Origin of the sequence: Actinoallomurus sp. NBC_01490 (assembly GCF_036227085.1) — a bacterium.
In the GTDB taxonomy this organism is placed as follows: domain Bacteria; phylum Actinomycetota; class Actinomycetes; order Streptosporangiales; family Streptosporangiaceae; genus Actinoallomurus; species Actinoallomurus oryzae.
Window position 1 is genome coordinate 8,488,631 of sequence record NZ_CP109433.1, and the last position, 15,658, is coordinate 8,504,288.

A 15,658-nucleotide genomic window follows, 5' to 3' on the forward strand; every position below is an offset into this window, starting at 1 on the left:
GCTCCTGCTCAGTCGTCGATGGCCGCGTACGCGGAGGTCCAGAAGTCCTGGAACACCCGTGGCGGTCGCGGCGACGTCATCGCGGCCTGGGTGAACAGGACGCCCACGAGATCCTCGGACGGATCGGTGCAGGCCGTCGTGCCCAGCCCTCCGGTCCAGCCGAAGCGGCCCGGCCGCGTCGCCAGGTCGTCGCGGCCCCCGTCCACCGCGATGCCGAACCCCCAGCCGCCCGAGCCCAAGAACACCTCGTTGCCCGCCTTCTGCTGGGGCGTGAGGTGGTCGGTGGTCATCAGCTCCACCGCCGGCCGGGACAGGATGCGGGTGGCACCGTCGTGCCGGCCCTTGTTCAGGAGCATCCGGCAGAACGCCAGGTAGTCGTCCACGGTCGAGAGCAGGCCCGGTCCGCCGCCGCCGGAGGGGAAGGCCGGCGGGCGGTCCCACGCGTCGTCGCGCGGGTCGGAGCGGCGGACCAGCGCGCCGGTCCGCGGATCGGTCGTGTAGCTCGCCGCCAGCCGGCCGAGTTCTCCGGCGGGCAGGTGGTAGCCGGTGTCGTCCATGCCGAGCGGCGCGAAGACGCGCTCGCGCAGGAACTCCCCCAGCGGCCGGCCGGCGGCACGCGCGATCAGCACCCCGAGCACGTCGGCCGACGTGTGGTACATCCACGTCGTGCCCGGCTGGTGTGCGAGCGGCAGCGTGCCGAGCCGCTTGATCCATTCGTCGGGGCCCACGGACGGTCCCTCCGGGCCGCTGTCCACCCCCGTCTCGGCGAGGGCGCGCTGGATCGGGTACGTGCCCGGCGGGGCGAAGATCGCGCCGAGCCCGAGCCGGAACGTCATCAGGTCGCGTACGGTGATCGGCCGTTCGGCGGGCACGGTGTCATCCAGCGGACCGTCGACCCGCCGCAGGACACGGCGGTCGGCCAGCTCCGGCAGCAGGTCGTCCACCGGATCGTCCAGGCGCAGCCGGCACTCTTCGATGAGGATCAGGCCGGCCACGGCGACGATCGGCTTGGTCAGTGACGCGATGCGGAAGATCGTGTCGCGTCCCATCGGCGTGTCGCCACCGACCTCGGTCGTGCCGAGCGCGATCACGTGCGTCTCCCCGCGCCGGTGTACCAGCGCGACCAGCCCGGGCACCTCGGCGCGCTCGACCGCGCGCCCGAGCACCTCCCGCATCCGGTCCAGCCCCGTAAGGGACAGCCCTGACGAAACACCCATCTCGGTCCTCCTCGGTCCGGCCTTCGCCGCTTCAGACCTCCCGGCGCACCGGAACTCATCGGCGGGCGGCCGGAAACGGAGGATCAGCCGGCGGGAGCCAGGGTGACGTCGACGGAGAAGCCCTCCTCCGGCGCCGCCTCCAGGTGCAGATCCGCGATGCGGCCGGCGGCGCGCAGGTCGGCCTGGGCCAGCTTCCCCACGTCGGTGCCGCGGACCGCTGCGCGCTCGACCTCGGCCCGCATGGAGACCTTCGCCGCGGACTTGGCCCGCCGGACCTGGCGGAGGACGTCGGAGGTGGCGGCCAGCACCGCGGGGTCACCGCCCCCGGGCAGCTCGTCCTCGGCCGGCCACGCGGCGCGGTGCACCGAGCCCTCGCGCCACCACGACCAGACCTCCTCGGTGACGAACGGCAGGACCGGCGCGAACAGCCGGAGCACGACCGACAGCGCCGTGCGCAGCGCCGCGCGGGCCGACGCCGCCGCGGCCGGATCGTCGCCCTCCTCGCCGTACGCGCGGGCCTTGACCAGCTCCAGGTAGTCGTCGCAGAGGTTCCAGAAGAACCGCTCGGTGCGCTCCAGCGCGCGGGTGTAGTCGTTGGCCTCGAACGCGGCCGTGGCCTCGCGAACGACGTCGGCGAGGGTGGCGAGCATCGACAGGTCGAGCGGCTCGGTGACGGGCGTGCCGGCCGGCACCTCGCCCAGCCCCAGCACGAACTTGGAGGCGTTGAGGATCTTGATGGCCAGCCGCCGGCCGACCTTGATCTGGCCGGTGTCGAAGGCGGTGTCGGTGCCGAGCCGCCCGCTGGCCGCCCAGTAGCGCACCGCGTCGGAGCCGTGCTGGGTCAGCAGGTCCATCGGCGTGACGACGTTGCCCTTGGACTTGGACATCTTCTTGCGGTCCGGGTCGAGGATCCAGCCGGACAGCGCGGTGCCGGCCCACGGCAGCGAGTCGTGCTCGAGGTGCGCCCGCACCACCGTGGAGAACAGCCAGGTGCGGATGATGTCGTGCGCCTGGGGCCGCAGGTCGTACGGGAAGACGGCCGCGAACAGGTCGGGGTCGCGCTCCCAGCCGCCGGCGATCTGCGGGGTCAGCGAGGAGGTCGCCCAGGTGTCCATGACGTCCGGGTCGCCGATGAAGCCCTCGGGCTTGCCGCGCTGGTCCTCGGTGTAGCCGGGCGGCACGTCGGAGGAGGGGTCGACCGGCAGGGTGTCCTCCGCCGGGATGATCGGCGCGGAGTGGACCGGCTCGCCGTCGGCGTCGAGCGGGTACCAGACCGGGATCGGCACGCCGAAGAACCGCTGCCGCGAGATCAGCCAGTCGCCCGCCAGGCCCTCGACCCAGTTGTCGTAGCGGGCCTTCATGTACTGCGGGTACCAGGTCAGCTCGGCGCCGCGCGCCAAAAGCCGCTCGCGCAGCGACGCGTCGCGCCCGCCGTTGCGGATGTACCACTGGCGGGTGGTGACGATCTCGAGCGGCTTGGTGCCCTTCTCGTAGAACTTGACCGGCCGGCTGATCGGCCGGGGCTCGCCGTCCAGGTCGCCGGACTCGCGCAGCAGCTCGACCACCCGCTCACGGGCCGAGTGGACCGTCTTGCCCGCCAGCTCGGCGTACGGGCCGGGGGCGACGCCCTCGGGCGGCTCGGGCTGGAGGCGGCCGTTCCAGTCGAGGACGGCCCGGGTCGGGAGGTTCAGCTCACGCCACCACGTCACGTCGGTGAGGTCGCCGAACGTACAGATCATGGCGATGCCCGAGCCCTTGTCCGGCTCGGCGAGGTGGTGGGCGACGACGGGCACCTCGACGCCGAACAGCGGGGTGCGCACGGTGGTGCCGACCAGCTCGCGGTAGCGCTCGTCGTCGGGATGGGCCACCAGCGCGACGCAGGCGGGCAGGAGCTCGGGCCGGGTGGTCTCGATGTAGACCGGCCGGTCGCCGGCGTGGAAGCGGATGCGGTGGAAGGCGCCCGGCTGCTCGCGGTCCTCCAGCTCGGCCTGGGCCACCGCCGTACGGAAGGTGACGTCCCACAGGGTCGGCGCCTCGGCGACGTACGCCTCGCCGCGCGCGAGGTTGCGCAGGAAGGCCCGCTGGGCCGTCGCGCGGGACTCGTCGCCGATCGTGGTGTAGAGCAGCGACCAGTCCACCGAGAGCCCGACGCGGCGCCAGACGTCCTCGAAGGCCTTCTCGTCGATCTCGGTGAGCCGGTTGCACAGCTCGACGAAGTTACGCCGGGAGACCGGGATCTGCTTTCCGGGCTTGTCCGGCGGCTCGAACGACGGGTCGTACGGCAGCGAGGGATCACAGCGCACGCCGAAGTAGTTCTGCACGCGGCGCTCGGTGGGCAGGCCGTTGTCGTCCCAGCCGATCGGGTAGAAGACCTCACGGCCGCGCATGCGCTGGAAGCGGGCGATCGCGTCGGTGTGGGTGTAGGAGAAGACGTGACCGACGTGCAGTGAGCCGCTGACGGTCGGCGGCGGGGTGTCGATCGAGTAGATCTCCGCACGCCGCTTCGAGCGGTCGAAGCGGTAGACGCCGCTCTCGTCCCAGAGGTCTACCCACTTGGCCTCGAGTCCGTCGAGGGTGGGTTTCTCCGGTGGACGCGGCTTTTCTGTCATGCCGCCAATGGTATTGGCCGACCACGGCAGGTCCGACGTCATTATGTTGATCGTCTGTGAGAGGCTCGGAGCTGACACCGGCCGGTGGAACACTGAGAGGGACGGGTATGGCGGACAAGGGCGATCTGGGCTGGCGGCTGCTGGCCGGCGCGGCGGCTTTCGGCGCGGGCTTCGTGGCCCGGAAGACGATCACGATCGGCTGGAAGCAGATCACCGGTAAGGAGCCGCCGACCAACCCCGAGTCGCCGGAGGTCGCGCTGGCGGAGGCGATCGGCTGGGCCGTCGTCACCGGCGTCGGCATGGAGGTCGCGCGGCTGCTGGCGACGCGCGCCGCGGCCAAGCGCTGGCACAGCAGCACCGGCGAGCTGCCCGCCGCCCTGCGAAGCGCCGCCGACAAGGTCAAGAAGGCCTGACGGCCAGGGTCCGGGCGTCGCGTCACAAGGCTCGCGTCACAAGGCGGAGCAGGGAGTCGGCCCGGATTCAGACAGGGGCTAGCGTCCGCCTTCGATGGACGGGCGGTGGACCTGCTCGACGTGGCGGCCGCGCAGGTCGTCGCGGATCTTCTCGGCCAGCCGCTTGGTCGCCGCGTTGTTGAGCGCCCCGCCCGCGACGGCGCCGGTCAGGAACGGACCGAGAGTCGTGAAGTGACGGCCGAACACGCGGAGCAGGCGTTTGCGCAGGCCGGCCTTTGCCGCCACGCCGAGCGCGGCCGTCACGCTGCCCGGCTGCATCGGGTCGAAGCCCCGCTGCTGCGCCCACAGCTGCAGGAAGACCATGCCGCGGGCGGTGCCGGTGCCGGGGACCTGGACGCCGTAGACCTCGTGCAGCTCAGCGATGAGCTTGACCTCGATCGTCGCGACGACCACGGTCTCGGCCACGATCTGCGCCGGCGCGCTCAGCAGGAGCGGAGGCGCGGCGAACTGGATCGCGGCGAGCGCTCCGCCCGCGGCGCCCACGCCGGTCGTGGCCCGCTGCGCGGCGCGTACGAGTGAGTCGGCCAGGGCCTCGCCCCGCAGGCCGTCGTGGTGGCGGCTCAGCGTCTCGAGATCGCGCACGGGAACGTGCGGAGCGATCTCCATGAAGGTGTCGGTGAGCCAGCGTCCCCGTCCAACGCCCGCGGCCCCTGCCCGGCGCGCGCTCGCGGCCATCAGGCGCGCGATGCGTCCGAGCAGGCGGCCGCGGGTCTCGCGGTCCATGTCATCCTCGGCGGACAACCGGCCGACCAGCTCCGCCATCTCATGGCCGAGCCGGTCGTCTCCGTCCCCCCAGCGGGCGACCTCCCTCTCCGGTCCCTCCGACACCACCGCTCCCGGCCTCAGGCCGCGCACTCACGGCAGATCAACTGGCCGTTCTTCTCCTCGGCCAGCTGGCTGCGGTGGTGCACGAGGAAGCAGCGGGCGCACGTGAACTCATCCGCCTGCCGAGGCAGGACGCGAAGGCTGAGCTCCTCGTTCGAAAGGTCGGCACCCGGCAGTTCAGTGACCTCACCGGCGTCCAGATCCTCGTCGATGACACCCGTGCTCTTGTCAGCCCGGCGCGCCTGCAGCTCCTGCAGGCTGTCCTCGTTGAGGTCGTCGTCGGTCTTACGTGGACTGTCGTAGTCGGTGGCCATCTTCTATCTCCATCCCCCTCGGTCCATAGTTATGCGCCCCGTCGCGCGGGTCTAACGCTTGGGAAGCCCATCTTGTGCCCGATCCGGGCGGGAAATTCTGTCACGGGATTTGCCCTGCAACACGCAAGCCACGTCGCGTCACACGGCCTCTTCCCTCGCCCGCGCCGGGGATGTCCGATGTGTCGGACATCACAGCAGCAGGCGGGCGTCAGCTCCCCCTCTCACAACCATGAACCGGATAAGCACGACGTGCGTCACAGGTAACGCGATATCGTTCCCGCCGGGATAGACCTGGCGGGTGCAAAGAATAAGGGTTGTTGGAGGGGGTCACACATGCCGGATGCCGCTCCCCTGGAGCCGGGCGATCCGACCTCGCTGGGGCAGTACCAAGTAGTCGGAAGGCTCGGGGAAGGTGGCCAGGGGGCCGTCTATCTCGGCCGGTCGCGCTCCGGCGACCCTGTCGCGATCAAACTTCTGCACGAGCAGATGAACGCCGACTCGTCTGCCCGTACGAGGTTCGCCCGCGAGGTCGAATCGGCGCAGAAGGTCTCACCTTTCTGTACCGCGCAGGTCCTGGACTATGACCTGCACGGCCGGCCGCCCTACATCATCAGCGAGTTCATCGACGGCCCTCCGCTGTACGACGTGGTCCTGCAGGAGGGCGCCTTCCGCGGCGCCGCCCTGGAGCGCCTCGCGATCGGCACCGCGACCGCGCTCGCCGCGATCCACGAGGCCGGCATCGTCCACCGCGACTTCAAGCCCAACAACGTGCTCCTCGCCTCCGACGGCCCCCGGGTCGTCGACTTCGGCATCGCGCGTTCGGTCAACTCCCAGCAGAGCTCCGTCACCGCCACCGGCATGGTGGTCGGGACCCCCGGATACCTCGCGCCCGAGCAGCTCACGGGCGAGCCCCTGACGCCCGCCGTGGACATCTTCGCCTGGGGCGCCACGATGATGTTCGCCGCGACGGGCCACTCGCCGTTCGAGGCCGAGACCCTCCCGGTGATCATCAACCGGATCCTCAACGAGGAGCCGGACCTGTCCCGCCTCACCGGCACCATGCGCGAGCTGGTCGGCGCGGCGCTGGACAAGAACCCCCGGCGCAGGCCGGCCGCACACCAGCTGCTGCTGCGCCTGCTCGGCCAGGTCGGCGCGACGCCCGGCCCCTCGACCGACCGCGCGGACCTGCTGGACAAGGGCACGCAGGTCGCGGCCGAGCTGCCGCCTCCGCCGCCGATCGTCCACACGCCACCGCCGCCGCCGCTGGTGAACACCCCGCCCCCGATGATGCCGGGCCCCGCGACGCCGAACCCGCCGATGATGATGCCGGGGCCGCAGACGCCGCCGCCGTGGCAGCAGCAGCGGCACGCGCCGGCCCCGCCGCAGTTCACACCGCCGCCGCCCCGGCGCAAGAACAAGAACGTCCCGATCTTCATCGGCATCGGCTGCGTGGTGTTCCTGCTGCTCGTCGTGGGCCTGCCGATCGCGCTCGCCGCCGGTTTCCTGTCCAAGACCAAGCACGACCTGTCCACCCTGCCGACCTACAGCCCGTCGCACTACGGTGTGCCGGACTCCTACGTCGGCACGTGGAAGGGCACCGGCACCAACACCGACTCCGGTGCGGACAAGCGGCCGTTCAACATCACGATCACGCTGAACTCCGACTCGCGGATCGGCAAGGCGGACTACGGCAACTGCTCCGGCTCGATGTTCGAGGAGGCCGACAGCTCGACCGACACCAAGGTCGTCTTCAGTCAGACCCTGTTCAACCAGTCCGGCGGCACCTGCCCGACGTCCTCGTACGTGACGATGACGCTGAACGGCTCCTCCATGAACTGGGAGATCAGCAAGACCGAACTCGGAAGCTCGTTCGCGAACGGGACGCTCACCAAGCAGTGACCCTGGGGAGGGACGCCCATGCCGGAGATCGCTCCTCTCCGGGCGAACGACCCCGAGCGGCTCGGCTCCTACCGCCTGACCGGGCGTATCGGGGAGGGCGGTCAGGGGACCGTCTACCTCGGCGAGGACCCGGACGGCGAGCAGGTGGCCGTCAAGCTCCTGCACGCGCAGTTCAGCGGTGACGTGAAGGCACGGGCCAGGTTCGCCGCGGAACTGGCCAACGCCAAGCGGGTCGCGCCGTTCTGCACGGCGCGCATCATCGACTCCGACGTCGAGGGCGACGCCCCGTACCTGGTGAGCGAGTACATCGAGGGCCCGTCGCTGCGCGAGGTCGTGGACGAGCACGGCCCGCGTTCGGGCGGCGTGCTGCAGCGGCTGGCGATCGGCACGGCGACCGCGCTCGCGGCCATCCACGAGGCCGGCGTGGTCCATCGCGACTTCAAGCCGACGAACGTCCTGCTCGCGGCGGACGGGCCGCGAGTGATCGACTTCGGCATCGCACGCGCTCTGGACGCCGGCGGCACGCTGACCAGCACGACCGTGGGCACGCCGTCGTACATGTCGCCCGAGCAGATCTCCGGTGAGGTCGCCGGGCCGCCCACCGACGTCTTCGCCTGGGCCGGCACGATCGTGTACGCCGCGACGGGCGGTCCCCCGTTCGGCCAGGACTCCATCCCGGCCGTGATGAACCGGATCGTCCACCAGGAGCCGGCGCTCGGCATGCTCATGGGCCCGCTGCGGGACGTCGTGGCGTCGTGCCTGGCCAAGGACCCCCGGCGGCGGCCGACCGCCCAGCAGGTGCTGCTCCGGCTGCTCAGCAACGACGGGGTCTCGCTCCCGGGCGCCCACCCGGCTCCCGCCACCGAGGTCCTCAACCAGGGCGCCCAGGTCGCGGCCCAGAACACCGACCCGCCGCCGTGGACGCCGCCGGGCGCCCCGTACGCCGCGTACCCGCCGGGCGGGTACCCACCCGGCCGCGACACGCCACCGCCGTACGGGCCGGGCGCCAACACCCCGCCACCGTACGGCCCGGGTTCCAACACCCCGCCGCCCTACGGACCGGGCGCCAACCCGCCGCCGCCGTACGGACCGGGCCACGACACGCCACCGCCGTACGGACCGGGCCACGACACGCCACCGCCGTACGGGCCGGGGCAGGACACTCCCCCGCCGTACGGGCGGAACGCCGACACGCAGCCCGCCGACCGTCCGCCCGGGACGGGCACGAACGGTTACACCGACCCCGGCCGCGCGCCGCGCCGCCGGACCCGGCCGGGCGTGCTGGCCGGCGCGGGCGCCGCGCTGGTGCTGCTCGCCGCGGCCGGCACGGTCGCGGCCGTCAAGCTCACCGGCGGCGGCCACTCCCCGAACCCCACCCCGACGGCCGCCGGGAAGGTCGGCGGAACGTTCCGAATGGCGCTGTCGCCGCCGGAGTACATCGACCCGTCGAACGCCATCACCACGGCCGACTTCTTCGTCGTGGAGAACCTCTACACCGGGCTGGGCCGGATCAGGCCGGACGGCTCGGTCGTCCGTGCGCTCGCCGGCCAGGTCACCTCGGATCCGGCGTGTGAGCAGTGGAAGTTCGTCATCCGCTCGGGCACGACGTTCAGCAACGGCGAGCCCGTCGACGCCGCCGCGTTCGCGCGGAGCTGGAACCGCACCGCCGGCAACAAGACCGGCGGCGAGGGCTACCTGATGAACGACATCCAGGGCTACGCCGACGTGGTCGCGGGCAAGGCGCAGACGATGTCGGGCGTCACGGCGAACGGGAACGTGCTCCAGGTCAAGCTGACCCGGCCGGACTGCGACTTCGAGAAGCGGGTCGCGGCCCCGGTCTTCGTCCCGATGCCGTCGGCGGCCGGCGACGCGTCCAACGACGGCTACAACCGGATGCCGATCGGGAACGGGCCGTTCAAGATCGGTGCCTACACCCCGAACGCGCGTCTCACGCTCGTACGGAACGACTCGTACGCGTTCACCAGGCCCAAGCTCGACCAGGTCGACGCCACCTTCGTCTCCGACCTCAGCGTGGCGCTGAGCGGCTTCGACTCCGGCCGGTACGACTGGGCGGAGCTGCAGTCGGCCTCGATCCCGGCCGCCGTCGCCCGCCACTCCTCCGACGGCGAGCTGGTCAAGGGCCCGATCGGCGGCATGACGTTCCTGCTGCCGATCGGCGACAAGGGCGCGATGAAGACCAAGGAGGCGCGCCAGGCGGTGTCGTACGCCTTGGACCGCCAGGCCATCGTCGCCGGCGCCTACCAGGGGATGTATCCGGTCGCGAACTCCATGGTGCCCCCGGCGATCCCGGGCGCGCTGACCAACGGGTGCACGGCGTGCGTCCACGACACGGCGAAGGCCAAGTCACTGGCCAAGCAGGCGGGTCTCGGCCCCGGCGCGTCGGTGACGCTGACGCTCGGCGACAGCAGCTCCTACACGCAGCTCGCCTCGGTGGTGCAGCAGCAGCTGAAGTCGGAGTTGGGCTGGAACGTCAAGCTGCGGAAACTGTCGATCACGAAGTTCTACCAGGACGAGGCGAGCGCCAAGGCCGAGGACCTGTACCCGTTCTCGTGGGTCGCCGACTATCCGTCGGCGGAGAACTTCCTGGACTCGCTCCTGTCGAGCGACTCGATCCAGCGCCGCGACGACGGGTCGGTGGGCGGCAGCAACTACGCGCGCTACAGCAGCACGGCCTTCGACAACGCGATGAAGGCCGCCCGCTCGACGGCCGACGCCACGCAGCGCACCAGGCGGCTCCAGGCCGCGGAGAAGATCGCGCTCGACGACATGGCGCTGATCCCGCTGTACTCCCACGTGCAGTACCGGGTGGCCAACACCAAGGCCTTCGTGGGCCTGGGCATGGACTCCATCGGCTACCCGAACCTGTCGACGACGGCCCGCAAGTAACCGCTCTTTCCCGGCTTGACTCGCGCGGTCAAGGCGCGATAGGAATCAATAGGAAAGCTTACTAATAGCTTTTTCGGGGGCCGTCCGTCCATCCCTCTCCCCGCCAGGAGTGCGACGTGATTCGCCTGTTCGCCAAGCTCGCCGCCGCCTCGACCAAGTTCGTCTCCCGCAGGGCCGGTTCTTCCCCGGCGGTCCTGCCCAAGCCCTTCGCCGCGAGGGTGGTGCCCGCCGGACTGCTGGCCGGCCTCGCCCTCGCTCCGGCCGTTCTCGCCGTCGGGCCGTCCTCCGCCTCCGCCGCCACGGGCAACTGGCCGTCCGTCTCCCCCTACGTCGACATGGGCGCCTGGCCCACGCCCTCGCTCACCCAGATGTCCCAGGCGTCCGGGATCAAGGGGTTCACCCTCGGCTTCGTGACCGGCACGGGCTGCAAGGCCAGCTGGTTTAACGCCTACGATCCGCGTACGGCCTGGCAGAAGGACGAGATCGCCGCGCTCCGCTCGGCCGGCGGCGACGTACGGATCTCCTTCGGCGGCGCGTCCGGGATCGAGCTCGCCCAGGCCTGTTCCAGCGTCGACGCGCTCTACACCGAGTACGCCGCGGTCGTGGACGCGTACGGCGCGAAGTACGCCGACTTCGACATCGAGGGCGCCGCCACGGCCGACTCCGCGTCGATCTCCCGGCGCTCGCAGGCCCTGGCGCGGCTCAAGCAGACCCATCCGAACCTGAAGATCTCCCTCACCCTGCCGGTGCTGCCCGAGGGGCTGACCGCCGACGGCCTCAATGTTGTGACCTCGGCCAAGAACGCCGGAGCCGGCCCCGACGCCGTGAACGTCATGGCGATGGACTACTACCGCAGCGGCACCGACGACGGCGACGCGGCGACGCAGGCCGCCCAGTCCACGCACGACCAGCTCAAGACGATCTTCACCGGGAAGTCCGACGCGCAGATCTGGGCCATGGTCGGCGTCACGCCGATGCTCGGCAAGAACGACGACGGCAGCGTGTACGACCAGAGCGACGCGCGCCGGCTCGTGAGCTTCGCCGGGCAGCACCACATCGGCACGCTGGGATTCTGGGAGGAGACCCGCGACCGCAACGCCTGCAACGGCGCGCTCTACCAGTGCACGAACATCCCGCAGCAGCCGTACGAGTTCTCGAAGATCTTCGCCGCCTACACCGGCTGACCCCGCACTCCCGTGACCGCGTGGTGCCACTCGGGGGGCGTCACGCGGTCACGGGCCTGGAAACCTCAGGCCTTCGGCAGGCGTACGGTCACGATCAGGCCGCCGCCCTCACGCGGCGTGGCCACGACCGTGCCGCCGTGCGCGGCGGCCACCGAGCGCACGATCGACAGGCCCAGGCCGGCGCCCTTGGAGGACTCGATCCGGTCGGTGTTGAGGCGGCGGAAGGGTTCGAAGAGGCTCTGCACCTCGTACGCGGGCACCACCGGACCGGTGTTCTCCACCTGGCAGGTGGCCCAGCCGTCGAGAACCCCGGTGCGGACGACGACCATGCCGTCGTCGGCGTTGTAGCGGACCGCGTTGTCGATCAGGTTCGAGACGAGATGTTCGAGCAGGACCGGGTCGCCCATGGTGGGCCCGGAGGTGAGCTCGGTGACGATCTCGACGTCCGGCCGGTCCTCGCGCACGGAGGTCTTCAGCACCATCGTGGCGACGTCGCTCAGGTCGACGGCGGTGCGCGTGGTCAGCTCGCGCTCGCTGCGGGCGAGCAGGAGCAGCCCCTCGATCAGCCGCTCGTGCCGCGCGTTGTTGGCGAGCAGCGTACGGCCCACGCTGCGCAGGTCCTCCGACGCCTCCGGATCGGTGAGTGCCACCTCGAGCAGGGTGCGGTTGATCGCCAGCGGGGTGCGCAGCTCGTGCGAGGCGTTGCCGACGAAACGGCGTTGCGCGTCGAACGCCTCGTTGAGGCGCTCCAGCATCGCGTCGAAGGTGTCGGCCAGCTCCTTGATCTCGTCTTCGGGGCCCTGCAGGGCGATGCGCTCGTGCAGGGTGCTCTCCGACAGCTTGCGCGCGGTCGCGGTGACCTTCTGCAGCGGGGCGAGCGCCCGGTCCGCCACGAACCAGCCGAGGGCCAGCGCGATGAGCCCCACGCCGATCAACGCGAACGCGGACTGCGTGATGAGCCGGTGCTGGGCGTTGTCGATGAAGCTCTGCCGGATCGCCTGCTGCTCCTGCTGGGAGATGCCGAACGGGTCGGTGGTGCGGACCTCGATCGGCAGCCCCTCCAGGATGTTGGTCACCAGCACGTACGCGACCGTCAGCAGCAGGAAGCCGGCGGCGAAGAAGAGACCGCCGTACAGCAGCGTCAGGCGGAGACGCACCGTCATCCGGCGGGTCACGGCGTTCGGCGAGGGGCTCAAAGGCGGTACCCCGCGCCGGGCACGGTCTCGATGACCTGCGGGTCACCGAGCTTCTTGCGAAGCGTCATCATCGTCACGCGTACGACGTTGGTGAACGGGTCGATGTTCTCGTCCCAGGCCTTCTCCAGCAGGTGCTCGGCGCTGATCACGGTGCCCTGCCCGCGCATCAGCACCTCCAGGACGGCGAACTCCTTGGGGGTCAGCTCGATCGGCCGCCCGCCGCGCGTGACCACGCGACGCGCCGGGTCGAGGCGCACGTCCGCGCGTTCGAGCACGGGCGGCAGCGGCGGCGCGGAGCGGCGGCCGAGGGCGCGGATGCGGGCGATCAGCTCGGCGAACGCGAACGGTTTGGCGAGGTAGTCGTCGGCGCCGATGGTGAGCCCCTCGACCTTGTCGTCGAGCTCCCCGGCCGCGGTGAGCATGAGCACCCGCGTGCTGGTGCCGTCGGCCACGAGTCGACGGCACACCTCGTCGCCGTGCACCCGCGGCAGATCGCGGTCGAGCACGACGACGTCGTAGTCGTTGACACTGGTCCGCTCCAGCGCGGCGGCGCCGTCGTACGCGACGTCCACGGCCATCGCCTCACGCCTCAGCCCGGTGGCGATGGTGTCCGCGAGCACGCGTTCGTCCTCGACGACCAGGACCCTCACCTGTATCCACCCCCTTGGACAGCCGCGCGCTGGACCGGCGGTATCTGTTATGTCACACGCGGCGTAAGTGTCCGATAAGCAAGTCCAGGGTATTCGCAGGTTTAGCGGCGACCGTGACATGGGTAGACCGCTCTTCACCTCTTTTTTGAAGGGAGACCGTGTGGGCGAGTTGTCGACGACGATCCACCAGCGTCTGAACGACGCGTACGAGTCGCTACGAGCGGCCCACGACACCGGCGACGATCTCTTGGCCGAGGCCCAGCGGGCCGAGATCGACGATCTTCGCCGTACCGCCGCGAGCCACGGCATCGACGTCCCGCGCTGCGCCTGAGGCGCCCCGAAGGACGAGACCGAGACGGTCCCGGCGAACGGTCATCGGCCGGCGGCCCCACAGCGGAGGGATCACCGCCGGCGCATTGATCGAACGGGCGCGGCCCCACGTGCGCGTGGGGCCGCGCCCGGAGCCGTCTCGACCATCCGGCCATGCCGCCGCGGTGGCCGGCGACGCCGGCCGGACGTCAGTCGCGCTCGGGCCCCAGCGGAACGAGCAGGTCGTGCAGCTCCTCGTACAGGCCCGGCCCGGCCGAGATGGTCATCTCGACGCTCGCGGGCCGCCCGTTCAGGCCGCCGATGGCGCCGCCGGCCTCCCGTACGATCAGCCCGCCGGCGGCGATGTCCCACTCGTGTGGTCCGCGTTCGAAGTAGCCGTCGACGCGTCCCGTGGCCACCGAGCACAGGTCGACGGCGGCCGAGCCGGCCCGCCGGATGTCGCGTACGCGGGGCAGCACGCCGAGCAGCACCTCGGCCTGGTGGGCGCGGCGCTGCGCGGAGTAGCCGAAGCCGGTCGCGATGAGGGCGCGCTCCAGCGGCACGCCCGCGTTGCACTGGAGCTTCTCGGTGGAGCCGTCGCGGCGGACGAGGTAGGCGCCCTCGCCGCGGGCCGCGGTGTAGAGCTCGCCGCGTGTCGGCACGGCGACGACCCCGGCCACGACCTCGCCGTCGACCTCGGCCGCGATGCTCACCGCCCAGTCGGGCAGGCCGTAGAGGTAGTTGACGGTGCCGTCGATCGGATCGATGATCCAGCGCACGCCGCTGGCGCCCGCCGCGGCACCGCCCTCCTCGCCGAGGAACGCGTCGGCGGGACGCGAGGCGCGGATCCGGTCGATGATGAGCCGCTCGGCCGCCTGGTCCATCTCGGTGACCACGTCGGTCGGACTCGACTTGGTGTGCGCGACCTGAAGGTCGGCCGGGCGCTTGTCGATGAGCATGGTGCCCGCGGCGCCGGCCGTGGTGATCGCGAGTTCGAGCAGGTCGTGCACGTCTCCCCCTGATGGCCCGTCGTACGTGCCCGTCCGCGTGGTCACGCCGGCCTGCGGCAGCAGGTCTCGGCGCACGTGTCCGGACGGGGTCCCAGCGTGCCCAGCGCCGGGCGTTCGGCGCCGTCGCGTTCGAGGAGGAGCTCGCGGACCATCGCGACGAACCGCGGGTGGGTGCCGGCGGTGGCGGCCCGCTCGATCCGCAGCCCGATGCGCGTCGCCAGCTCGGCCGCCTCGACGTCGAGGTCGAACTTGACCTCCATGTGGTCGGAGACGAAGCCGATGGGCACGATCACCGCGGCGCGCGTGCCGCCGGCGCGGAGCTTCTCCAGGTGGTCGCCGACGTCGGGTTCGAGCCAGGGCACGGTGGGCGGGCCGCTGCGACTCTGGTACACCAGCGCCCAGGGCCGCTCGGGCGCGACCGACGCCGCGACGAGGGCCGCCACGTCGTTCAGCTCCTCGACGTAGGCCTCCCGGCCGGGCTGGGCCATCGGCACGCTGTGCGCGGTGAAGACCAGGGACGCCTCGTCGCGCAGGTCCTCGGGGAGGCGCGCGTACGCGGCGCGGGTGGTCTCGATCACCGGCTCGACGAAGCCCGGGTGGTTGAAGTAAGTGCGCAGCTTGTCGATCTCGGGCGCGCCGTCGACCTCGGCGCGGGCACGCTCGATGTCCTCGATGTACTGGCGGCAGCAGGAGTAGCCGCTGTAGGCGGAGGTGACGAACGCCGCCGCCCGGCGTACGCCGTCGGCCTTCATCTCGCGCAGCGTGTCGGCGAGGAACGGCCGCCAGTTGCGGTTGCCCCAGTAGACCGGCACGTCGAGCCCGTGGCCGGCGAAGTCGGCCTCGATCGCGGCCTTCAGATCGCGGCACTGCTGGTTGATCGGGCTGACGCCGCCGAAGTGGTGGTAGTGCTCGGCCACGGCCTCCAGCCGCGCGCGCGGCACGCCACGGCCACGCGTGACGTTCTCCAGGAACGGCATCACCTCGTCCGGCCCCTCCGGACCGCCGAAGGACAGCAGGAGCAACGCGTCGTAGGCCATGCCTCCATCAAACCAGCCGCGCGCGCGT

The 15,658-nt window shown here is 71.3% G+C and carries 13 protein-coding genes; 5 read left to right on the top strand and 8 right to left on the bottom strand.

Features of this window, described 5'->3' with window-relative positions; translation table 11 throughout:
- Positions 1–8: 8 nt before the first annotated feature.
- Entirely contained in the window at positions 9–1,217 is a 1,209-nt protein-coding gene (locus OG417_RS39080; protein WP_329240013.1) for a serine hydrolase domain-containing protein, read from the bottom strand.
- An 83-nt stretch (positions 1,218–1,300) separates the two neighbouring features.
- Positions 1,301–3,826, bottom strand: a complete 2,526-nt coding sequence (gene valS, locus OG417_RS39085; RefSeq protein ID WP_329240015.1) for a valine--tRNA ligase — start codon at positions 3,824–3,826, stop codon at positions 1,301–1,303.
- A gap of 107 nt (positions 3,827–3,933) precedes the next feature.
- Between valS and OG417_RS39090 the strand changes: the two genes are divergently transcribed.
- Complete coding sequence (locus tag OG417_RS39090; protein WP_329240017.1) at positions 3,934–4,239, top strand: DUF4235 domain-containing protein; 306 nt, start codon at positions 3,934–3,936, stop codon at positions 4,237–4,239.
- 78 nt (positions 4,240–4,317) lie between these two features.
- Here the strand turns inward: OG417_RS39090 and OG417_RS39095 are convergent, their stop codons facing one another.
- Positions 4,318–5,127 (bottom strand): hypothetical protein, encoded by an 810-nt coding sequence (locus OG417_RS39095; protein WP_345473717.1) that lies wholly within the window; start codon positions 5,125–5,127, stop codon positions 4,318–4,320.
- A gap of 14 nt (positions 5,128–5,141) precedes the next feature.
- The gene (locus OG417_RS39100; protein WP_329240019.1) at positions 5,142–5,438 is read right to left on the bottom strand and encodes a DUF4193 domain-containing protein; all 297 of its coding nucleotides are present in this window, start codon (positions 5,436–5,438) and stop codon (positions 5,142–5,144) included.
- 333 nt (positions 5,439–5,771) lie between these two features.
- Between OG417_RS39100 and OG417_RS39105 the strand changes: the two genes are divergently transcribed.
- The 3 genes from OG417_RS39105 to OG417_RS39115 all read left to right on the top strand — a co-directional run bounded on the left by OG417_RS39105 (position 5,772) and on the right by OG417_RS39115 (position 11,428).
- The gene (locus OG417_RS39105; protein ID WP_329240021.1) at positions 5,772–7,337 is read left to right on the top strand and encodes a serine/threonine-protein kinase; all 1,566 of its coding nucleotides are present in this window, start codon (positions 5,772–5,774) and stop codon (positions 7,335–7,337) included.
- An 18-nt stretch (positions 7,338–7,355) separates the two neighbouring features.
- On the top strand, positions 7,356–10,244 hold the full coding sequence (locus tag OG417_RS39110; RefSeq protein ID WP_329240023.1) for an ABC transporter substrate-binding protein: 2,889 nt from the start codon (positions 7,356–7,358) through the stop codon (positions 10,242–10,244).
- Between the two features lie 116 nt (positions 10,245–10,360).
- A complete protein-coding gene (locus OG417_RS39115) occupies positions 10,361–11,428 on the top strand; it encodes a chitinase (protein WP_329240025.1) in 1,068 nt (355 codons plus the stop codon).
- Between the two features lie 65 nt (positions 11,429–11,493).
- On the opposite strand, the gene OG417_RS39120 is transcribed toward OG417_RS39115, so the two are convergent.
- Complete coding sequence (locus OG417_RS39120; RefSeq protein ID WP_329240026.1) at positions 11,494–12,591, bottom strand: sensor histidine kinase; 1,098 nt, start codon at positions 12,589–12,591, stop codon at positions 11,494–11,496.
- A 29-nt stretch (positions 12,592–12,620) separates the two neighbouring features.
- On the bottom strand, positions 12,621–13,274 hold the full coding sequence (locus OG417_RS39125; protein WP_329240028.1) for a response regulator transcription factor: 654 nt from the start codon (positions 13,272–13,274) through the stop codon (positions 12,621–12,623).
- Positions 13,275–13,434: 160 nt separating this feature from the next.
- On the opposite strand from OG417_RS39125, the gene OG417_RS39130 reads away from it, so the two are divergent.
- Positions 13,435–13,605, top strand: coding sequence for a hypothetical protein (locus tag OG417_RS39130; protein WP_329240030.1), 171 nt, complete (start codon positions 13,435–13,437; stop codon positions 13,603–13,605).
- A 187-nt stretch (positions 13,606–13,792) separates the two neighbouring features.
- Here OG417_RS39130 and OG417_RS39135 read toward each other — a convergent pair whose 3' ends face one another.
- On the bottom strand, positions 13,793–14,593 hold the full coding sequence (locus OG417_RS39135; RefSeq protein WP_329262926.1) for an inositol monophosphatase family protein: 801 nt from the start codon (positions 14,591–14,593) through the stop codon (positions 13,793–13,795).
- Positions 14,594–14,634: 41 nt separating this feature from the next.
- Positions 14,635–15,630: a ferrochelatase gene (locus OG417_RS39140; RefSeq protein ID WP_329240032.1), complete on the bottom strand. Its 996-nt coding sequence runs from the start codon at positions 15,628–15,630 to the stop codon at positions 14,635–14,637.
- Positions 15,631–15,658 lie beyond the last annotated feature (28 nt).